Source organism: Aliiroseovarius sp. F47248L, assembly GCF_023016085.1.
Taxonomy (GTDB): Bacteria; Pseudomonadota; Alphaproteobacteria; order Rhodobacterales; family Rhodobacteraceae; genus Aliiroseovarius.
In genome coordinates, this window is sequence record NZ_JALKBF010000001.1 from 841,960 (window position 1) to 862,130 (window position 20,171).

Annotated in this window: 17 protein-coding genes; 10 read left to right on the forward strand and 7 right to left on the reverse strand. The window is 58.3% G+C overall.

Annotated features, from left to right (window positions below; genetic code table 11):
* The first annotated feature begins 155 nt into the window (after positions 1-155).
* The 5 genes from pal (at position 156) to MWU51_RS04255 (ending at position 5,522) form a co-directional block, all read left to right on the forward strand.
* Positions 156-662, forward strand: a complete 507-nt coding sequence (gene pal / locus MWU51_RS04235) for a peptidoglycan-associated lipoprotein Pal (RefSeq protein ID WP_247034993.1) — start codon at positions 156-158, stop codon at positions 660-662.
* 26 nt (positions 663-688) lie between these two features.
* Positions 689-1,522: a tol-pal system protein YbgF gene (ybgF, locus tag MWU51_RS04240; RefSeq protein WP_247034995.1), complete on the forward strand. Its 834-nt coding sequence runs from the start codon at positions 689-691 to the stop codon at positions 1,520-1,522.
* Positions 1,523-1,536: 14 nt separating this feature from the next.
* Positions 1,537-2,772, forward strand: coding sequence for a tRNA lysidine(34) synthetase TilS (gene tilS / locus MWU51_RS04245; RefSeq protein WP_247034997.1), 1,236 nt, complete (start codon positions 1,537-1,539; stop codon positions 2,770-2,772).
* 88 nt (positions 2,773-2,860) lie between these two features.
* Entirely contained in the window at positions 2,861-4,777 is a 1,917-nt protein-coding gene (gene ftsH / locus MWU51_RS04250) for an ATP-dependent zinc metalloprotease FtsH (protein ID WP_247034999.1), read from the forward strand.
* 133 nt (positions 4,778-4,910) lie between these two features.
* Positions 4,911-5,522, forward strand: a complete 612-nt coding sequence (locus MWU51_RS04255; RefSeq protein WP_247035001.1) for a LysE family translocator — start codon at positions 4,911-4,913, stop codon at positions 5,520-5,522.
* Positions 5,523-5,600: 78 nt separating this feature from the next.
* On the opposite strand, the gene MWU51_RS04260 is transcribed toward MWU51_RS04255, so the two are convergent.
* Positions 5,601-6,776 (reverse strand): type III PLP-dependent enzyme, encoded by a 1,176-nt coding sequence (locus MWU51_RS04260; RefSeq protein WP_281502700.1) that lies wholly within the window; start codon positions 6,774-6,776, stop codon positions 5,601-5,603.
* A gap of 332 nt (positions 6,777-7,108) precedes the next feature.
* Between MWU51_RS04260 and MWU51_RS04265 the strand changes: the two genes are divergently transcribed.
* The 4 genes from MWU51_RS04265 to MWU51_RS04280 all read left to right on the forward strand — a co-directional run bounded on the left by MWU51_RS04265 (position 7,109) and on the right by MWU51_RS04280 (position 11,877).
* Complete coding sequence (locus MWU51_RS04265) at positions 7,109-7,693, forward strand: sulfurase (RefSeq protein ID WP_247035003.1); 585 nt, start codon at positions 7,109-7,111, stop codon at positions 7,691-7,693.
* A 208-nt stretch (positions 7,694-7,901) separates the two neighbouring features.
* A complete protein-coding gene (locus MWU51_RS04270) occupies positions 7,902-9,578 on the forward strand; it encodes a formate--tetrahydrofolate ligase (protein WP_247035005.1) in 1,677 nt (558 codons plus the stop codon).
* Positions 9,579-9,679: 101 nt separating this feature from the next.
* A complete protein-coding gene (gene folD, locus MWU51_RS04275) occupies positions 9,680-10,582 on the forward strand; it encodes a bifunctional methylenetetrahydrofolate dehydrogenase/methenyltetrahydrofolate cyclohydrolase FolD (RefSeq protein WP_247035007.1) in 903 nt (300 codons plus the stop codon).
* Between the two features lie 242 nt (positions 10,583-10,824).
* Positions 10,825-11,877: a Hint domain-containing protein gene (locus MWU51_RS04280; RefSeq protein WP_247035009.1), complete on the forward strand. Its 1,053-nt coding sequence runs from the start codon at positions 10,825-10,827 to the stop codon at positions 11,875-11,877.
* Between the two features lie 24 nt (positions 11,878-11,901).
* Here MWU51_RS04280 and MWU51_RS04285 read toward each other — a convergent pair whose 3' ends face one another.
* From MWU51_RS04285 to MWU51_RS04305, 5 genes are all read right to left on the reverse strand, one after another.
* On the reverse strand, positions 11,902-12,696 hold the full coding sequence (locus MWU51_RS04285) for a crotonase/enoyl-CoA hydratase family protein (protein WP_247035010.1): 795 nt from the start codon (positions 12,694-12,696) through the stop codon (positions 11,902-11,904).
* 58 nt (positions 12,697-12,754) lie between these two features.
* The gene (locus MWU51_RS04290) at positions 12,755-13,198 is read right to left on the reverse strand and encodes a PaaI family thioesterase (protein ID WP_247035012.1); all 444 of its coding nucleotides are present in this window, start codon (positions 13,196-13,198) and stop codon (positions 12,755-12,757) included.
* 72 nt (positions 13,199-13,270) lie between these two features.
* The gene (gene pdeM, locus MWU51_RS04295; protein WP_247035014.1) at positions 13,271-13,933 is read right to left on the reverse strand and encodes a ligase-associated DNA damage response endonuclease PdeM; all 663 of its coding nucleotides are present in this window, start codon (positions 13,931-13,933) and stop codon (positions 13,271-13,273) included.
* Between the two features lie 56 nt (positions 13,934-13,989).
* Complete coding sequence (locus tag MWU51_RS04300; RefSeq protein WP_247038699.1) at positions 13,990-16,404, reverse strand: ligase-associated DNA damage response DEXH box helicase; 2,415 nt, start codon at positions 16,402-16,404, stop codon at positions 13,990-13,992.
* A 114-nt stretch (positions 16,405-16,518) separates the two neighbouring features.
* Positions 16,519-17,832, reverse strand: coding sequence for an ATPase (locus MWU51_RS04305; protein ID WP_247038701.1), 1,314 nt, complete (start codon positions 17,830-17,832; stop codon positions 16,519-16,521).
* 121 nt (positions 17,833-17,953) lie between these two features.
* Here MWU51_RS04305 and MWU51_RS04310 point away from each other — a divergent pair, with 121 nt between their 5' ends.
* On the forward strand, positions 17,954-19,636 hold the full coding sequence (locus MWU51_RS04310; RefSeq protein ID WP_247035016.1) for a hypothetical protein: 1,683 nt from the start codon (positions 17,954-17,956) through the stop codon (positions 19,634-19,636).
* A gap of 36 nt (positions 19,637-19,672) precedes the next feature.
* On the opposite strand, the gene MWU51_RS04315 is transcribed toward MWU51_RS04310, so the two are convergent.
* Positions 19,673-20,161 (reverse strand): prepilin peptidase, encoded by a 489-nt coding sequence (locus MWU51_RS04315; RefSeq protein ID WP_247035019.1) that lies wholly within the window; start codon positions 20,159-20,161, stop codon positions 19,673-19,675.
* Positions 20,162-20,171: the final 10 nt, after the last annotated feature.

Below are 20,171 nucleotides of genomic sequence, written 5' to 3' on the forward strand. Positions count from 1 at the left end.
AATATTGCGCAGGGATCGGCAAGGGCCAGCAGGCGTGTGCCGATCCGTTTCCAAACAGCTTTTTTGCTGCTAGGATTACGCCAACGAGCAACAGTTTGCCTGCCCGGACACATCAGACACAGCGGCACGCGAGAAAAATGGACACAGGAACGATCATGAAACGTATTGCAATTGCTACGCTGGTTGTGGGCGCGCTGGCGCTTTCGGCTTGCTCTAAGAACCGCCTTGGCGATCAGTATGGCGCAAACGGCGCGTCTGGCGACTTCGTTGCGGGCAGCCCCTCTGACCCCCGTTCACCTGCTTACTTCCAGCAAACCATCGGGGATCGTGTGCTGTTTGCGGTGGATCAATCCTCGCTCAGCCCGGAAGGCATTGACCTTCTGACCAAACAGTCGGCGTGGTTGATGGAAAACACCGCCTATACAGCCGTGATCGAAGGACACGCGGATGAACAGGGCACGCGGGAGTACAACCTTGCTCTGGGCGCTCGTCGCGCGTCTGCAGTTCAGAACTTTCTGATCGAACGCGGCGTTGCGCCGAACCGGTTGCAGACCGTCAGCTATGGCAAAGAACGCCCGCTTGAAATCTGCTCGGACGAGCTTTGCTATGCCAAGAACCGCCGTGCAGTGACCGTTCTGGCCGCCGGTGCGGCCACAAGCTGAACTCTGACCGTTTGAAGGAGCGTCCCATGTCGCCTTTCCCCCGGCTATCTGCCGTTGCCCTGTCTGTATCCATCGCGCTGGTGTCCCCAGTTTTGGCACAGGATCGGGCGCAGTCACTTGCCGATATCCGGCAGGAACTGTCGATGCTGTATGTCGAAGTCCAAAAGCTGAAGACAGAGCTGTCCACCACCGGCGCGGGCAGCATTGCGACGGGCTCTGGCGGTCTGACTGAACGCGTCGCGACCATCGAAAGCGAATTGTCACGACTGACCGGGCAGACCGAACAGCTTCAGTTCCGCATCGACTCGATCGTCAAAGACGGCACCAATCGCATTGGTGATCTGGAGTTCCGTTTGGTCGAGCTGGAAGGCGGTGATGTCACCAAGCTGGGTGAAACTTCGACTTTGGGCGGCGGCGAAGTTCCAGCAGCCCCAGTTACGGCCCCCGCACCGGCTCAACCGCTGACAACCGAGTTGGCCGTGGGTGAAAAGCAGGATTTTGAAGCTGCGGGTGCTGCGCTTGAGGCGGGTGAATTCGAAGAAGCCGCCACCCTTTATGCGACATTCATCGAAACCTATCCCGGTGGTCCGTTGACCGCCGAAGCGCATTTCCAACGTGGTGAGGCATTGACCGGGCTGGGTGATATCAAGTCTGCTGCGCGGTCTTATCTGAACTCTTTTTCCGGCGCACCCAACAGTGACCGCGCACCTGACGCGCTGTTCCGGCTGGGCAATGCGCTGGGCGCGTTGGGACAAATCTCGGAAGCCTGTGCAACACTGGCCGAGGTGGGCAAACGCTTTCCCGGCACCCCTGCGGTCGAAGATGCCGTTGCAACTCGCGCAAGCCTCGGGTGCCAATGACGCCTGAGACGTACATGACCCAAGCCCTGAACCGGGTCCGCGCAGGCGGGCCCGTTTTGCGTTTGGGTGTGGCGGTGTCGGGCGGAGGGGACAGTATGGCGTTGCTTTTGCTGGCACACGATTGGTGCGCGGAGCAGGGGGCCGAGCTTCTAGCCGCGACCGTCGATCACGGTCTTCGTACTGAGGCAGCGGAAGAAGCCCGTTTCGTGCAGGCCACATGCGCCGCTCTGAACCTTCCGCACCGGACATTGAATTGGACTGAACAGCCCGCGGGCAATGTGCAGGATGCCGCCCGACGGGCGCGCTATGGTTTGCTTGCGGACTGGGCGAAGGACGAACAATTGGATGCGGTTCTGTTGGGCCATACCGCCGATGATCAGGCGGAAACCTTCCTGATGCGATTGGCGCGTGGTTCGGGGGTCGATGGGCTTTCCGCCATGCGCGACGATTGGTCGGACCGGGGCGTGCAGTGGATGCGGCCGTTGTTGCCGGTCACGCGCGAGGCCTTGCGAGAAGTTCTGACGACGCGTGGGCAGGCGTGGATCGACGACCCGACAAACGACGACCCAAACTATGATCGGGTCAAAATGCGGCGCGCCTTGCAAGACTTGCCCCAGATCGGATTGACGCGCGCGCGGCTGACGGCCACTGCCCATCGCATGTCGCAAGCCCGCGATGCTTTGGCATGGCTAGCCCATGATGCTGCCCGCCGGCTGGCTGATGTGAAGGGCGGGGATGTGCAGTTTGCCATGCCTGAGTTCACAGGCTTGCCGGATGAAACCCGCCACCGTTTGCTGGCCCATGCGATCAACTATGTTTCCTCTACCGCTTACCGCCCTCGTTATAATGCATTGCGCGCATTGGAAGACGAGGTGACGGCTGGTCAGACCCGCACCTTGCAAGGCTGTCTGGTCTCACTCACGGCAGATCGGCTGGTGATCGGGCGCGAATTGCGGGCGGTCAAGACGCTCTCATGCCCACCCGGCGCACCGTGGGACCAGCGGTGGATCATGGATGCACCCCAGCTATCTGTTGGATCGAAGCTTCATGTCAGGGCATTGGGCGATGGCATTCAGCTCTGTAAAACGTGGCGGGCGACGGGGCTATCACGCTCGACGCTTATGACAACGCCGTCACTATGGGCGGGCGAGACGCTTGTTGCCGCCCCATTGGCCGGTTTCGGCGATATTTCTCTGTTAATCCGCGTCCCTGACGCGGAAGAATTCCGATCAACCATTTTATCGCATTGAACATACTGCATTCATCCCTATTTTAGAGTGGCAGCGTGCGGACCGATGGTCCTGCGCCCTGTCGCCATGGCATTCAAAGGAGATACCCTTGGGCAACGCGAGAAATTTCGCCTTCTGGATCGTTCTGTTCCTGTTGATCCTGGCCTTGTTCAACCTGTTTTCGAACGGGCAGGCAGGGCTGGCAGCATCGCAGGTCAGCTATTCGGAATTTGTGACCTCTGTCGAAGGGGACGGGGTCAAGACCGCGACCATCGACGGTGAAAAAGTTATCTATCAAGCCGCCGATGGAAAGATGTATCAGACCATCGTGCCGCGCGACGCCGAAGTGTCGAACATGCTGTTGAACAAGGGGGTCGAACTGAAGGCCGAACCGCAACAGCAATCTGGCTTCATGAGCCTTATGACGTTGCTTCTGCCTGTGATCCTGTTGATCGGCTTCTGGTTCTTCATGATGAACCGGATGCAAGGTCGCGGGGGCGGCGGTGCCATGGGTTTTGGCAAGTCCAAGGCCAAGATGCTGACCGAGCGTGAAGGTCGTGTGACCTTCGACGACGTAGCGGGCATTGACGAAGCCAAGGAAGAGCTGGAAGAGATTGTCGAGTTCCTGCGAAACCCGCAGAAATTCAGCCGCTTGGGTGGACAGATCCCCAAAGGCGCATTGCTGGTTGGTCCTCCGGGCACCGGTAAGACCTTGCTGGCGCGCGCCATTGCTGGCGAGGCTGGTGTGCCGTTCTTCACTATCTCCGGTTCAGATTTCGTCGAGATGTTCGTGGGCGTCGGTGCAAGCCGTGTGCGCGATATGTTCGAGCAGGCTAAGAAAAACGCGCCCTGTATCGTCTTTATTGACGAGATTGACGCTGTGGGCCGGTCGCGTGGCGCAGGCTATGGCGGCGGCAACGACGAACGTGAACAGACATTGAACCAGTTATTGGTCGAAATGGACGGGTTCGAAGCAAACGAGGGTGTGATCATCCTTGCTGCCACCAACCGTCGTGACGTTCTTGACCCGGCACTTCTGCGTCCGGGCCGGTTTGACCGTCAGGTGACTGTCCCGAATCCCGACATCAAAGGCCGCGAGAAAATTCTGGGTGTTCACGCACGCAAAGTGCCTCTGGGACCTGACGCCGATATGCGCATCATCGCGCGCGGCACGCCGGGTTTCTCGGGTGCTGATCTGGCGAACCTTGTGAATGAAGCCGCATTGATGGCCGCACGTGTGGGCCGCCGTTTTGTCACCATGGAAGATTTCGAGAATGCGAAAGACAAGGTGATGATGGGGGCGGAACGTCGATCGATGGTTCTGACTGACGACCAAAAGGAAAAGACCGCCTATCACGAGGCCGGTCACGCAGTGGTTGGCATGTCACTGCCGCAGTGTGACCCGGTCTATAAGGCCACGATCATTCCGCGCGGTGGTGCGCTGGGCATGGTGGTATCCCTGCCCGAGATTGACCGGTTGAACTGGCACAAGTCGGAATGCGAAGAAAAGCTGGCCATGACCATGGCAGGCAAGGCAGCCGAGATCATCAAATATGGCGAAGAGAATGTCTCGAACGGGCCGGCGGGTGACATCCAGCAGGCATCGGGATTGGCGCGCGCCATGGTGATGCGCTGGGGCATGTCGGACAAGGTCGGCAATATCGACTATGCGGAAGCTGCAGAAGGTTACTCCGGCAATACGGCGGGCTTCTCGGTTTCAGCGCATACCAAGGAGTTGATCGAGGAAGAGGTGAAACGGTTCATCCAGCAAGGTTATGAAACCGCGTACAAAATCCTGACCGAAAAGAAAGATGAATGGGAAAATCTGGCCCAGGGTCTTTTGGAATACGAGACTCTGACCGGCGAGGAAATCCAGCGCGTCATGCGTGGCGAGCCGCCCACGAAAAGCGAGGATGATGATACGCCTGACGAAGGCAACGCGCCGTCCGTTACGGCGATCCCGAAAACCAAACCTCGGGCCAAACCTGCGGGCGAAGGTGATCTGGAACCAGAACCCACTGCCTGATCGTAATTCACCCCAGACCAAGCCCCCGAACGGATTACGCCTTCGGGGGCTTTTTCGTGGCTAACGGTTTGCGCAGGAAACGGGTCGATATGATCACGGCAAATGCGCACCTTCTGGATAGGAGGGCGCAATCATGTTTTCGACAACACTGGCTTTGATTTTGTTTCTGGCACCGCTGGCCTACAGCCCGGGACCGGGCAATATGGTTTTTGCTACAATGGGTGCGCGGTTTGGTCTGCGTACCACATTGCCTGCGAATTTCGGCTATCACGTCGCGACGTGGCTTGTGACTTTTGGCCTTGGGCTAGGGTTCTCGGCGTTGATCGCCAAGGCACCAACCTTGTTTGAGGTGTTGCGGTGGGCAGGGGCTGTCTATGTGGCGTGGCTGGCGTGGACGTTCCTTCGCGCCGGATTGTCGGGGGCGGATCGAGACAAGGGGGTCATCGGTGTTCTGGATGGTGTCTTGCTGTTGGTTCTAAACCCGAAAGCCTATGTAATCATCGCCTTGATGTTCAGCCAGTTCCTGACTGCGTTTCCAATCCCCCACCTAGCCGCCGTACTGTGGATCACGACCATTTTCACGCTGAACAACTTTGTGGCGTTCCTGTTCTGGACGGTCGTCGGTGATGGTCTATTGGCCCGCTTTAGACACCGCGATCATGCGCGCCATCTGAACGGGGCATTCGCCACGATGCTGGGTCTCGTTGCGGTTTGGCTGTTTGTTGCTGGCGGCGCAGCTAACTAGCAATTGCCGCCCCGACTTGGAGATCGGGGCGGAAGCGTGTTCTAGACTTTCCTCACCTATTCACTGGCGATCTGCGGTTCAGATCACCACGACATCCAGCGGCGGGAATCCGTTGAAACACACGCTGGAATAAGTCGAAGTATAGGCCCCGGTGTTGCGGATCAACACGCGGTCGCCTGCCTTCAGGGTCATCGGCAAGTGAACGGGGCGCTTTTCATAAAGCACATCGGCGCTATCGCAGCTTGGCCCGGCCATGACGCACGGTCCCATCGGGTCGCCGTCGCGTGGGGTTTCGAACTGATAGCGGATCGCCTCGCCCTCGGTTTCGGCTAGGCCCGAAAAGCGCCCAATGTCCAGATACACCCAGCGGTGCATGTCACGGTCAGATTTGCGGCTGACCAGCATGACCTCGGCCACGATGACACCGGCTTCGGCCACCATGCCGCGACCCGGCTCGGCCATCACTTGCACCTTGTCGCCGAAGCGTTCGGTCACAAGGTCCATCACTTGACGGGCATAGATCTCGGGCGCGTCAATAGCTTCGCCATAAAAAGCTGGGAACCCACCGCCGATGTTCAGCACAGACAGGTCGTGGCCGGCCGCCTTGGCCGAGCGCCAGATCTCGGCCATCACGTTCAGCGTAGGCGCCCACATTTTTGCCTGGCGGGTTTGTGAACCGACATGGAACGAGAAACCGACCGGAGTCAGCCCCAGCTCTTTCGCGCGCCCCAATAGTGCGATGGCCATGTTGCGATCGCAACCAAACTTGCGCGTCAGCGGCCAGTCGGCTTGCGAGGCTTCGACGATCAAACGGATGTAAACTGATGCGCCTGGCGCATTCTCGGCGATCTTTTCCAGCTCTTCTTCCGCGTCCGCTGCGAACAAGGTGATCCCTTGTTGATGCGCCCATGCGATGTCCGACGCCCGTTTGATCGTGTTCCCATACGAGATATCCTGAGGGCGCGCGCCTTCTTCAAGGCACAGCGAGATTTCACCCTTCGAGGCGGCGTCGAAATGGCTGCCTAGCCGGGCCAGGCGGGCAATGATCGGGCGTGCCGGGTTTGCTTTCACCGCATAGTGAATCCGGGCGTGACCCAGACCGGATTGCAGCGCGTTGAACTGTTGGTCAACCCGGTTAAGATCCATGACCAATGTGGGTCTATCAAATTGCTGGCTGGCGACGAAAGCGTCAAGACGAGTAGGGACAGCAATAGGGGAAGGCGCACCTGCGCCAACGAAATGCATCATGGTCATCTCCATAAGACCCGGCCATTACGAAAAAAATCGTCGAAGACCGCTCAGTTCCAAGGGAGACGTTACCGTCGCTACGTAAACACGTGGGCGTAGATGCTTCCGGCCAGAGGCGCGTGCGTTGGCGTCTATGTCGCGCAAATGTCCCGAAAAAAGATTCGATGCAAGACTAAAAATGACTGTGCACTTCTTTTTTCGTCAACCGGCTTTTGGGCGTGTCCGGGCAACACAGGTTTGGATCGCTGGTCAGAGTGGGCTAACGCATGTTCTTAAACATGGCACCTTGAGCTTGCCGCAACTCTAAGCCACATTGCCGTAAATAACAGGAGGTCTTCATGCCTGCACTTGTCCCAAGCGATTATCACGGTCAGATCACGTGGCTGGGGAAGACTGCCGACCGTGATGCGACGTTGGCATCGGTTGCCTGTGATATGGTCCAACTAACCTATGCCGGTGTGACGGGCGAGGCGCGATCAGGTTTGACTCGCAATTCTTGCGCCCGAATGCGAGAGCAGTATCCGGTCGGTTCGGACATTCGGAACGTCCGCCAATTGTCGATCCTTTCCGCAGAAGAGGTCGCGTTGATCGCGCAGGATATGGATTTGGATGATTTGAATCCCGAATGGTTGGGCGCGTCCATTATTTTGTCAGGCTTGCCGGACTTCACCCATATCCCACCGTCGTCGCGTCTGATTGCGGCAAACGGCACTTCGTTAACGATAGACATGGAAAACCGACCCTGCAATTTTCCAGGGCAGGAGATCGAGCGTCATTTGCCGGGAAAGGGGCGGGCGTTTAAAGCTGCGGCCGCCGATCGCCGTGGCGTCACAGCTTGGGTCGAGCGTGAGGGCGATTTGCGCATTGGTGACACATTGCGTCTTCACATCCCGTTCCAACGTGCGTGGCAACCTGACAGCTAACCACTGACCAGAGAAAGGTTCTCTTGGCTCGTCAGCCTTCCGGATAGAAATCGGCGAACGGGATTTCGACGAATTCCACGGCAAACATGTCGGATTCCACCCTATCAAGTGGTGTCAGGACAGATAAGTATCGGGAAGAAAAGCGACGCAGCGTCAACAGGGCTGCGATCTGACCTGAAAAAAAGCGCACGAATCTGAAGGATCTGCCATGAGCTATAAATCCGACATCGAAATTGCCCGCGAAGCCAAAAAACGTCCGATTCAGGAAATCGGTGATAAACTGGGAATTCCGACCGAGCACCTTCTGCCCTTCGGCCACGACAAGGCAAAGATCAGTCAAGAGTTCATCAACTCGGTTCAGTCCAACGATGATGGCAAGCTGATCCTTGTGACAGCGATCAACCCGACGCCCGCCGGTGAAGGCAAGACAACCACCACCGTTGGTCTGGGCGATGGCCTGAACCGGATTGGCAAAAATGCGATGGTCTGTATTCGCGAAGCCTCGCTTGGGCCAAACTTCGGGATGAAGGGTGGGGCTGCGGGTGGTGGATACGCTCAGGTCGTGCCGATGGAAGAGATGAACCTTCACTTCACTGGTGATTTTCACGCCATCACCTCGGCGCACTCGCTTCTGTCAGCGATGATCGACAACCATATCTATTGGGGCAACGAATTGGCAATTGACGAGCGTCGTGTAGCCTGGCGCCGTGTGGTTGATATGAACGACCGCGCATTGCGCGACATCGTCTGTTCTTTGGGCGGTGTCTCGAACGGCTTCCCGCGTCAGACCGGGTATGACATCACGGTTGCTTCGGAAGTTATGGCGATCCTGTGCCTGTCTAACAATCTGCAAGATCTTCAAAAACGTCTGGGCGATATTATCGTGGCCTATACCCGCGAGCGCACGCCGATCTACTGCCGTGACATTGGTGCCGACGGCGCGATGACCGTGTTGCTCAAAGACGCGATGCAGCCAAATCTTGTGCAGACGTTGGAAAACAACCCGGCTTTTGTTCATGGCGGCCCATTTGCCAATATCGCGCATGGTTGCAACTCGGTCATTGCGACAAAAACCGCCATGAAACTGACGGATTATGTAGTGACCGAGGCTGGCTTTGGGGCTGATCTGGGCGCCGAGAAATTCATGAACATCAAGTGCCGCAAGGCAGGGATTGCGCCCAGCGTGGTGGTGCTGGTGGCGACAGTGCGGGCAATGAAGATGAACGGCGGGGTCGCCAAGGCTGATCTGGGTGAAGAGAATGTCTCGGCGGTTGCAGCCGGGTGCCCGAACCTTGGCCGTCACATCGAGAACCTAAAATCTTTCGGCGTGCCGGTTGTTGTCGCGATCAACCACTTTGTCACAGACACGGATGCAGAGGTGCAGGCGGTCAAGGATTATGTCGGCGAACACGGTTCAGAAGCCATCGTGTCGCGCCATTGGGAGCTTGGCTCGGAAGGGTCTGAAGAACTGGCCCGCCGCGTGGCCGAAGTGGCGGATGCCGATGTCGCCAGCTTTGCGCCAATCTATCCCGACGAGATGCCCCTGTTCGAAAAGATCGAAACCATCGCCAAGCGGATATATCGCGCGGATGAGGTGCTGGCCGACAAGAAAATCCGCCAGCAGTTGCGCGACTGGGAAGACGCCGGGTATGGCAACTTGCCGGTCTGTATGGCGAAAACGCAATACAGCTTTTCGACCGATCCAAACCTGCGTGGTGCGCCTACAGGCCATTCGGTGCCCGTTCGCGAGGTACGACTGTCTGCAGGTGCGGGCTTTGTCGTCGTCGTATGCGGCGAGATCATGACCATGCCGGGCCTGCCACGACAGCCCGCCGCTTTGACCATCGGCTTGAACGCCGATGGCGAGATTGAAGGTCTGTTCTGATCAGGATTGCGGCGCGGCACAAGGCTTCTGTGTTGCCGCGCCCCAACCTGTTCTGATACCGCTCGGCTCAATGCCACTTACACCATAAGAAGGAGAGGGCGATGACAGCTCAGATCATTGACGGCAAGGCATTTGCCGCAACCGTGCGCGAGAAGGTCGCTGCCCATGTGGCGCGTATCAAAGACGAAAACGGGATCACCCCCGGTCTGGCCGTTGTTCTGGTGGGTGAAGACCCCGCCAGTCAGGTTTATGTTCGCTCAAAAGGCAAGCAAACCGTCGAAGTCGGCATGAACAGCTATGAGCACAAGTTGAACGCCGACACGTCGGAAAAGGACTTGCTGGTTTTGATCAACAAGCTGAACAACGATCCGCAAGTGCATGGAATCCTTGTGCAACTGCCTTTGCCCGGTCATCTGAATGAAGACCTTGTGATCAACTCGATTGACCCTGCGAAGGACGTTGACGGGTTTCATATCTCGAATGTCGGTTTGTTGGGGACAGGGCAGAAATCTATGGTGCCTTGCACGCCGCTGGGGTGTCTGATGATGTTGCGCGACCATCACGGGTCGCTGTCCGGGTTGGACGCCGTGGTGATCGGACGCTCGAACATCGTGGGCAAGCCGATGGCGCAGCTTTTGCTGGGCGACAGCTGCACGGTGACCATAGCGCACAGCCGCACAAAAGACTTGCCCGACGTCGTGCGCCGCGCCGATATCGTGGTGGCCGCGGTTGGACGTGCTGAAATGGTGCCGGGTGACTGGATCAAACAGGGCGCGACCGTGATTGACGTGGGCATCAACCGCATTGACGCGCCCGAGAAGGGGGAAGGCAAAACGCGTCTTGTCGGTGACGTTCACTTTGAAAGCGCAGCCAAAGTCGCAGGCGCCATCACACCGGTGCCCGGTGGTGTTGGCCCGATGACGATTGCCTGCCTGTTGGCTAACACGCTGACGGCTTGTTGCCGCGCCAACGGGTTGGTCGAGCCGGAAGGCCTGACCGCCTAGAATAAGCGAACTCCAGGACACTGAAAGGGCGGGGCTTTACACGCCCTTTTTTCATTCGTGAACAGGACTGTTGCAGAACTGCAATCAGCTATTGAGGACAAATAATTTCTGATTCTCGCTCGTTAATATTCTGTTAACCTTTTCAGCGTTAACGCGACGCCAAAAGTCGCGAGCAATTGAGCAGTCAATCGTGGTCAACGCATCACGAGAATAGGGCGTCATTAGAACGCCGCAGGTAGAGCATGTCTATTTCAATATACGGGGCCTTTCGCTCCGATACGACGATGTCGAACAATACGGCGACCTATGCCACGATTGGGTCGCGGTTCCGTATCAGTTCCTATAGCAAAATCTCCATTTCTGATGGTGCTGATGGCACAATCATTGCGGGCGATAATGTCACCAATGAATCTCCTAACGATTCAAGCCAGACATACAATGGCGAGGTCTTCTTCTGGGACTACACCATTCAGGTGACGGACGGGTCAAACGTCTATGAAGTCGGCGTTATGGATTGGGATGCGAACGGCAATGGCTCGATGCAGTGGCCAGGCGCTGAACAAGGATATTTCATCGCTTTTCTGAATGGTGACATCCCACCGCTCAACACCAGACTCACGGTTGTTGCTGTCACGGATAATGGCCCATCAATTCCTGTTAGCACCGTGGTTCCTTGCTTTGGCATAGGTACGTTGATCGATACGCCAAAAGGTCCGCGTAAGATTGAAACACTTAGCGTCGGCGATCTGGTTTCGACGCTGGACAATGGCGCACAGAAAATCCGTTGGATCGGCAAGCGAGAATTAAGCCTGCGTGAGCTATTGAAGAAACCCAAACTGACGCCGATCCGTATCACCGCAGGCTCATTGGGGGCAAACCTGCCCCTGCGCGATCTGTGCGTGTCGCCGCAACATCGCGTGCTGGTGCGCTCACCCATTGCGAAACGGATGTTTGGTGGCGAAGAGGCATTGATCCCGGCCCACAAGTTGATCGAGATCCCCGGCATATTTGTCGATACGGTGGATGCGCCCGTGACCTATTTTCACATGCTGTTTGATAGCCACGAGATCGTGTTGTCAGAAGGGGCACCCACCGAAAGCTTGTTTACTGGCAAAGAAGCTTTGAAAAGCGTGGGTGATGCGGCCTATGACGAGATCATGACCCTGTTTCCCGAACTTGCAGCGGCTGATTACGTGCCACGGATGGCGCGGTTCTGTCCGCCCAAGGGCAAACACATGAAAACGCTGGTGCGCCGTCATGTCAGCAATCAAAAGCCGCTTCTCGCGGTGCAATAAATGCCCGGTGGCAAGTGATCTGCATTAATCGGTGAATTTGGGCGCACGTTTTTGCATCCCGGCCACCACGGCTTCCATCTGATTGGGTTTACCCATCAGCGTCTCTTGTACACGACTTTCGGCGATCAACGTGTCTTTCACCCCCATCAGTTCCGTGTCGCGGATCAAGGCCTTGGCCGCACGGATGGCGTCGGGGGATTTCTGCGCGATCTCGGTAGCAAGTGCCTGCGCACGATCCAGTGGCGTGTCTGACAGTTCGGTGACGAACCCCCAGTCCAGCGCCTGTTGTGCCTCGAATTGCTCGGCGGAGTAAGTCAGTTTGCGGATCACATCCCCCCGCGCCAGCCGCCGCATCAGGACCATACCGCCCATGTCGGGGATTATACCCCACCGGCCCTCCATGATCGAAAAGCGGGTGTCTGGCGCGGTGACGCGCATATCCGCTCCCAACATGATCTGGAACGCGCCACCAAAAGCATAGCCATGCACGGCGGCGATGACCGGCTGTGGCATCTCGGCCCAAACCATCGCGGCGGCCTGAAATAGGTTCGAATTGCCGTGTGTGCGCTCAAGAAAAACACCGCCTTGCATGGCGAACTGTGCGATCTCGGGCATCGCGGCCAGATCAAGCCCGGCCGAGAAGGCAGGCCCGTCTCCCGCCAATACCACGGCACGGATATCCTTGCGCACGGCCAGTGCTTCGCCTGCGCCCACGATTGCGCGGATCATTTCAAGATCCAGCGCATTGCGCTTGTCCGCGCGGGTCAACGTGACGGTGGCGACCTGATTGTCTTCGGTGATGCGAACGCGGTCTGACATAGGGCTCTCCTTCAATGGGTTGGGCGAGTGTGCGGGGTTGCGTCGCGAAGGCCAACCGTCACGTTGCGGCAGGTCGGATCGGAACCGGGACCATGGTGCCCAACAGCTTGGCGATCAGGGTCCGTTCGCCGTCTTGTTCGGCCCAGACATCTGCTTCAACCGGGATCAGACGGCGGCCAATGCGCAACACGCGCCCTTCGGCCACCAACCGGTCGCCCGAGGCGGGGGCCAGCAGGTTGATCTTGATCTCGGAGGTCAGGACTTCGTGACCCACTGGCATGACCGAAAGCGCGGCATAACCCGCAGCGGTATCACCCAACCCGAAGGTCAGCGCGGCGTGGCCGAACCCGTGTTGCTGACGCATATTGTCCGGGATCGGCGCGGTGATCTGGCAAGTCCCATGCGCCAGATCTGTCATCTCGGCCCCGATCATTGTCATCAGGTTCTGAGCGGCAAAGCTTTGCCGGACTTTGGCGATGGTGGTGGGGGAGAGTTCGGTCATGTGGCGCCCTTTCGTTGTGAAAGGGTAGCATACTGGCTGGACACGCAACGAAAACGCCACGTCACAATGGGGTCAGCGCGGCATCGGGATTGGCTGTGGTGGATCGCTTAGCAGAACAGCAATTGCCTCGGGACGCATCAATCGGGTCAGAACGGAATGATCCGAACGCAGCCCGCCGGTATAGGTGCCATAGGACGGCATGATCACCCGATCCCCATCGAACAACAGGCAGCGCCGACTGACCGAGCGGCCTTTGAAATGCAGCTGAGCTTTGGGGTGGAAATGTCCGGTGATCTCGCCCGACGCGCCCACGCGCGCGATGTGGCGGAAGTGGATCGGCGGTTGCAGAAGCTCGGCCAGATGGGTGCCGGCGAATTCAATTGGGCCGGGATCGTGGTTGCCTTCGATCCAGACCCAACGGCGACCTGCCATTAGACGGGTCAGCCACAGAGCTTCGTCCTCCGGCAGGTTTCCAGAGGCTTCAAGATCATCGAAACTGTCGCCGAGACAGACAATGGTGCGTGCGCCTGTTGTCTCGATATCGCGTTCCAGCTTGTGCAGGGTGTCACGCGTTTCATAGGGAGGTAGGATCGCGCCGCCCTCGCGGGCCATGCGTTCAGACTTGCCAAGATGCAAGTCAGAGACGCACAATAATTTCTGGTCCGACCACCACAACGCGCCGGACGACAGCAAGGTCAGCTTCACCCCCGTGAAAATAAACTCGTACCCCTTCATACATTCTTCCAAGTCGATTTTCGGCGCTATTGCAAGGTTTTACTGCGATTTCATGGCTAGACAAGCCCGGCCTCTATCATAAGGCGATCTGCCTCGGCGCGCATCAACGCCTCTTGTCCCGCGCCCTCGACCGGCACCTTGCCGACCTCAAGGAACAGGGGGGCGGCGAAGGGCGTCACACGGCCCGGATGGACGTGGTCGATCAGCCCGCCGGTGCGCGCCAACATCTCGTCAATCCGACCAAAGCCGATCAGCCCGCGCATCGCCTCAATGCGGGTGATCGACAGAAGCAGGTGGTCAGGGTCGTATTTGCGCAGCGTGTCATAGAGGATGTCCGCCGAAAACGTTGCCTGCCGCCCCGAAGATCGCTTGCCCGGCAAGTTTCGGGTGATCAGCCCAGCGATGGTGGCCGCCCCCTTGAAACTGCGTTTCATCAGGGCGTTTTCCGCCAGCCATCCGTCCAGCCCATCGCGCAGCCCATGGGCATCCAGAGCCTGAGCCGGATTGTCCAGATGAGCAACCGACCAGATCAGCGTGGCGTAATCTGTGGCGACGAAGCCTAGCGGGCCAAGCCCCATATCCTCCATCCGGCGAGTGACCATCAGGCCCAGCGTTTGCTGTGCGTTCTTGCCGGCAAAGCCATAGATGCAGGTGTGCGGCCGATCCTCGTGATCGAAGCTTTCGACAAGGATGCGACCGACGCGGGGCAGTTGGCTGACCTCGCGCTGCAGCTCGATCCAGTCGAGCGTGTGGCGTGGCAAGTCGGGCAGGGGCGTGCGGTGAAGCAGATCAAGGATGCGGGTGGACAGTTGCGTCGAGGTGGAGAACTTGGTGCCGGAAAAGACCGCGAGCTTCGGCTTACGGCCCCGGTCGTGGCTGACCTGCACCTCCATCTCGCGCAGGGTTTCAAACCGCACGATCTTGCCCCCCATCAGGAACGTGTCGCCGGGCACAAGCGAGGCGGCGAAACTTTCTTCGACTTCGCCTAGGGGCTTGCCGACCGACACACGCGACCGCCCCTTCATCCGCACTTTCAGCGTGTCGGTGTCGATGATCGTGCCAACATTCATCCGCACTTGTTGGGCCAGACGCGGATCGCGCAATTGCCACAACCCGTCGGGGCGCTGCATCAACCGCTGCCAGCGGTCATAGGCGCGCAGGGCATAGCCTCCGGTCGCCACGAAATCGAGGCAGGCGTCGAAATCGGCGCGGGTCAGGACAGCATAGGGGCCTGCGGTTGTCACTTCGGCAAACAGGGCCGCTGCATCAAAAGGGGCCGAACATGCGGTGATCAGGATGTGCTGGCACAACACGTCACGCGGACCGGGGCCACGCGGGTCGCCGTCAAGGTCATGTGCCAAAACGGCCTCGATCGCGGCGTGACATTCGATGACCTCCCATCGGTTTGCGGGCAGGATCAGCGCTTTTGACGGCGCATTATAGCGGTGATTGGCCCGCCCGATCCGCTGGACCAGCCGTTTGACGTTCTTTGGCGCGCCGACCTGAATGACCAGATCGACATCGCCCCAGTCAAGCCCAAGGTCCAGCGACCCGGTGCAGACCACGGCGCGCAATTGGCCCGCAACCATCGCCGCCTCGACCTTCTTGCGTTGCTCCAGTGCTAGCGAGCCGTGATGGATGCCGATGGGCAAGGCGGCGTCATTGGCCATCCATAACTCGTGAAAGAAGATTTCTGCCTGCGCGCGCGTGTTGTGGAAGATCAGCGTGGTCTTGTGTTTTGCCACTTCGTCCAGCACCGCGCGAATGGCATAGCGCCCTCCGCCACCTGACCATGGCGGTGGGGTGTCGGTTGTCAGCATGGCGATGTCGGGATCGGGACCGGGGTCGGCTTCGATGATGTCGCAGGGGGTCGGGTGCGGGGCCAGGAACCGGGCCAGCACGGGCGGGTCTTCGACCGTGGCCGACAGCCCGACGCGCTTGAGGGCAGGGCAGAGCGCTTGCAACCGCGACAGGCACAGCATCAATTGATCGCCGCGCTTGCTTTCGGCCAGCGCATGTAATTCATCCACGACGACGCGCTGCAGGCCCGCAAACATCCGCGCCGCATCCGGATAGCTGAGCAACAGCGCAAGGCTTTCCGGCGTGGTCAAGAGGATATGCGGCGGGTCGGCGCGTTGGGCCTTCTTGCGGGTCTGGGTGGTGTCGCCGGACCGGTCTTCGACCCGGATTGCCAGCCCCATCTCGTCAATAGGCGCAGTCAGGTTGCGCCGCATGTCGGCGGCTAGTGCCTTCAGGGGCGAGATATAGAGCGTGTGCAGACCCGGCGGCGGCATGGCCCCCAGATCGACCAGCGTCGGCAGAAACCCAGCGAGTGTTTTGCCGCCTCCGGTAGGCGCGATCAGCATCAAGGCCGGGTCGTCGGCATGTTCCAGCATCCCGAGCTGATGCGGATGCGGCGACCAGCCACGTTTGTGAAACCAGTCTTCGAAATGTGGGGGCAGGGTGATCATACGGGCAAGATAGGCAAACCGTCGCGCCGTGAACATGCCGCAAATGCGTTGAGCATAAAAAAGGGCGGCCCGAGGTGCACGTCGGATCGCCCTTTGCTGCTCTTCTTGATCGCGTTAGTGCACGATCTCCTCTTCTTTCACGAACATGTTTTCCCATGCCCGGTCGATCAGTTCCGGTGTCATTTGAGGGGGGATCCCCTCGAAATCACAGATCGACAGCATTTGGTCGATCAGGAACACCGGTTGATAGTTCGCATAGATATTGTCGATGGTCGGGTATTTGGTTTTCAGCAAATGCACCAACGCGTCCTGCGACAGCGGCATGCCCTTTTTCTTCGCGACCATGGCAAAGATTTTCAGGAACCCTTCCTGATCCGGCCCGTCAATCTTGATCTTATAGAAAATCCGGCGCAGGGCTGCCTTATCGAAGATCTTGTTCGGGTGGAAGTTGGTCGAGAAGATGACCAACGTGTCAAACGGCACTTCGAACTTTTCGCCCGATTGCAGTGCCAAAATATCCTTGCTTTCTTCCAGTGGCACGATCCAACGGTTGATCAGCGCCTGGGGCGGATCGGCCTGACGGCCAAGGTCGTCGACGATGAACACGCCGCCGGTGGATTTCAACTGCAGCGACGCGGTATAGGTCCGCGCGGTAGGGTTATAGACCAGATCCAGCATGTCGAGCGTCAGTTCACCACCCGTAATCACTGTGGGCCGTTCGCACAGCACATAGCGGCGGTCGTATTTCTTGGACACCCGGCGCAGCGCGTTGGGGTCACCTTCCTCATCCTCGGCCAGCGTGTGGACGATCGGGTCATAGACAGTGATCACCTGCCCCGAGTATTCGATTGCGCGCGGGACGAAAATCTTGTCACCCAATGCATCGCGAATCCCGTTTGAGATCGAGGATTTCCCGTTGCCCGGAGGGCCATACATCAGGATCGACCGGCCCGAGCCGACCGCTGGCCCCAATTGGTCCAGCAGGTCAGGCGGCAGGATCAGATGCCCCATCGCGCCGGTTAACTGCTCGCGCGACATGTGGATGTTGCGGATCGACTGGCGTTTTACCTGCTTGGCATAGACCGACATCGGCACTGGCATGGCGCCGAAATACTCCGACTGCGACAGCGCATCCAGCGCGCGCGCCTTGCCGGTATCGGACAGACGAAATCCCATCTCGGAAGACTTGGAGCCGGCGTGAAGTGTGCCCATCGCCTCGACCAATCCGCCGTCACGGCACATGTCCACCAGTTCCTGAACCACGCGGGCTGGCAGGCACAATGCCCGCTCAAGATCCGAGATCAGTTCCAGATTGGTGCGAAACATGGTTTTCAGCAGGATATCCCGCATCATCACCAAGGACAGCCCTGTTTCGGACAGGGTCATCGCCACCGGTGGCGCCATCATGTCCGTGCTATGTACATTCATCGTCATGCCCGATCTTATGTTGCGGTTTCATCTTACAAGTCAATAAATTGGCCAAACAATTACAAAGCTTTGCGATACGCACTATTGACGCTATTTTAGCTACAAAAGAATGAGGGCAGGTATGAGCACAAATAAAGGCAAGTTTTTGGCAGCCTTCATGGCGGGCCTTATGGGGCTGTATGCCTTTGTTTTGCTGTCCAAGGGCGGTTTGTTCATTTCGAAGCACGAAGGCGACACGCTGCATCTTCTGCAAATGCTTCTGCGCATGGGGCAGGGGGACTGGCCACATTTGGATTTCGTCACCCCAATCGGTGTGCTGGCCTTCGCACCCATCGCGGCGTTTCTTGAGGCCGGGATGGGCGTAGGGCAGGCGATACACGCTGGGCAACTGCTTGTGGCTGCAGTGCTTTTTCTGCCTACATGGTGGGTGGCACGGTCGCGGTTTGACGGCGGCTGGGCGTATCTTTTCGCCGCGACCATCCTGATTTTCGCCACCGCTCTGGTGTACGGAGAGGCGAATGACAGCGTCTCGATTTCGATGCACTACAATCGCTGGGCTTGGGCATTGGCGTTTTTGGCGATCACCACGGCGATCCTGCCGGGGCACGAGCCCCCTTCGCAACGCATGGACGGGGCTGTGATTGGGCTGGCGGTTGCGGCCATGGCGATGATCAAGATCACCTACTTCGTTGCCTTTTTCATCCCGGTTCTTGTGGGTCTGTTTGCACGCGGGGCAGGGCGCACAGTGGTCTGGGCATTACTGACGGGCCTTTTGACAGCGGCTCTTGTCACTCTCTGGGTCGGCACGCCTGTCATTTGGCTGGCTTATTTGCGCGATCTTCTGAATGTTGCGGCGTCGGACGTGCGACCGCAGCCGGGGCAATCCTTCAGCTATGTGGTCAGCGCGCCTGCGTATCTCGGAGGATCGCTGATCGCGCTTATGGCGGTGATTTTTCTACGCCAAGCCGGAAGGATGACCGAAGGGCTGGTGCTCCTATTACTGTTGCCCGGCTTTTTCTATGTGACGTTCCAGAATTTTGGGAATGACCCGCAATGGCTGTGGCTTCTGGGGCTACTTTTGATTGCCCTTCGCCCTGCCGGGCCAGTGTTCAACGGTTTCGGCTGGGACTTGCAAAAGGCGATCACCTATACCGCTGTGGCAGCATTCGCGTTCGCCACACCCAGTTTCATGAACCTTACGGCCAGCCCGTTTCGCCACTTTGCAACTGATGTTGAAAAATACGCCCCCCTGATGCCTGGCAGTGGCGTGAACGAGGATCTGCAGACCTATGCACCCCGCGCGTCTCGCGTGGATGTGCGTCGTGCCTTGGACGGGCCAGAGACATTGTTTGCCGGGATGTATGATGACGAGGCACGTGAAGACACCAAAGTCACCTTCAAGGGGCATGACCTGGACTATTGTTCGCTTGAACTGGGCATGGTCGTTTGGTTTCGGGCAGTGTCGCAGGATATTGCAGACTGGTCCGGGGGCGATGTCTCGCTGTTTTCCGCAGACCTTCTGTCCAGCTATTGGTTGTATGCCGAACTTGCGCCGCTGAAAGGCGGTGCACCCTGGTATTATGGTGACCTTAGTGGGATTGAGAATGCCGATTACCTACTGGTGCCGATCTGCCCGCTTTCTGCCGATACGCGCAAGAAGATCCTTGATGAAGTGTCGGGGCAAAGCTGGATTGACGAGGTTGAAGAGGTGCGGCGAACGCCCTACTACACGCTCTACAGTTTGCCGGGAAAGAAACCTCAACATGTCAAGCCTCGCGACCAAACAGACGCGGGCGCAGAATAACTTGTCACGGTTCTATTTTGGAACAGGGTGGATGCCTCAGCCGCCAGATAGCGCGGCCAGCACGATATAAGTGATCAGCGTGGTCCCAAGACTTAGGCCCATGGGGTAATCGCGCCGCTGCCAGCTTTCCCAATTGGGCGTGGCCGCGCGAACAGAATCAATGCTGCGCGCCACCCGGTGCAGGATGAACCCGGCCACAGTCATCACCGCAAGCAGTGTCAGAAACAAAAACGCATCCGGCAACGCGACCAGAGGCGCCATGGCGGCGGCGAACTTGGCGTCGCCCGCACCTAACATCCGACCAAGGTTCATTATGAAACCAATCACCAACACGACGGCCAGATGAACCCAGCGCCACAAGTATTCGTCCAGTTCAAAGGCAAAGAGGCCGACCACTGCAAACACGATGGTCAGCGCCATAACGGCCTTGTTGGGGATTTTCATCCGGGACAAGTCTGACCAGATTGCCCACAAGGCAATCGGCACCACGAAGGGCAGAAACAGCATCGCTGCCCAGCTTGTCATGGCCGTGCTC

What these genes read in the sequence shown, in the direction of transcription:
- pal (WP_247034993.1), top strand. Translation starts at nt 156, where the DNA reads ATGAAACGTATTGCAATTGCTACGCTGGTTGTGGGCGCGCTGGCGCTT.
- ybgF (WP_247034995.1), top strand. Translation starts at nt 689, where the DNA reads ATGTCGCCTTTCCCCCGGCTATCTGCCGTTGCCCTGTCTGTATCCATC.
- tilS (WP_247034997.1), top strand. Translation starts at nt 1,537, where the DNA reads ATGACCCAAGCCCTGAACCGGGTCCGCGCAGGCGGGCCCGTTTTGCGT.
- MWU51_RS04255 (WP_247035001.1), top strand. Translation starts at nt 4,911, where the DNA reads ATGTTTTCGACAACACTGGCTTTGATTTTGTTTCTGGCACCGCTGGCC.
- MWU51_RS04260 (WP_281502700.1), bottom strand. Translation starts at nt 6,776, where the DNA reads ATGACCATGATGCATTTCGTTGGCGCAGGTGCGCCTTCCCCTATTGCT.
- MWU51_RS04265 (WP_247035003.1), top strand. Translation starts at nt 7,109, where the DNA reads ATGCCTGCACTTGTCCCAAGCGATTATCACGGTCAGATCACGTGGCTG.
- MWU51_RS04270 (WP_247035005.1), top strand. Translation starts at nt 7,902, where the DNA reads ATGAGCTATAAATCCGACATCGAAATTGCCCGCGAAGCCAAAAAACGT.
- folD (WP_247035007.1), top strand. Translation starts at nt 9,680, where the DNA reads ATGACAGCTCAGATCATTGACGGCAAGGCATTTGCCGCAACCGTGCGC.
- MWU51_RS04280 (WP_247035009.1), top strand. Translation starts at nt 10,825, where the DNA reads ATGTCTATTTCAATATACGGGGCCTTTCGCTCCGATACGACGATGTCG.
- MWU51_RS04285 (WP_247035010.1), bottom strand. Translation starts at nt 12,696, where the DNA reads ATGTCAGACCGCGTTCGCATCACCGAAGACAATCAGGTCGCCACCGTC.
- MWU51_RS04290 (WP_247035012.1), bottom strand. Translation starts at nt 13,198, where the DNA reads ATGACCGAACTCTCCCCCACCACCATCGCCAAAGTCCGGCAAAGCTTT.
- pdeM (WP_247035014.1), bottom strand. Translation starts at nt 13,933, where the DNA reads ATGAAGGGGTACGAGTTTATTTTCACGGGGGTGAAGCTGACCTTGCTG.
- MWU51_RS04300 (WP_247038699.1), bottom strand. Translation starts at nt 16,404, where the DNA reads ATGATCACCCTGCCCCCACATTTCGAAGACTGGTTTCACAAACGTGGC.
- MWU51_RS04305 (WP_247038701.1), bottom strand. Translation starts at nt 17,832, where the DNA reads ATGAATGTACATAGCACGGACATGATGGCGCCACCGGTGGCGATGACC.
- MWU51_RS04310 (WP_247035016.1), top strand. Translation starts at nt 17,954, where the DNA reads ATGAGCACAAATAAAGGCAAGTTTTTGGCAGCCTTCATGGCGGGCCTT.
- MWU51_RS04315 (WP_247035019.1), bottom strand. Translation starts at nt 20,161, where the DNA reads ATGACAAGCTGGGCAGCGATGCTGTTTCTGCCCTTCGTGGTGCCGATT.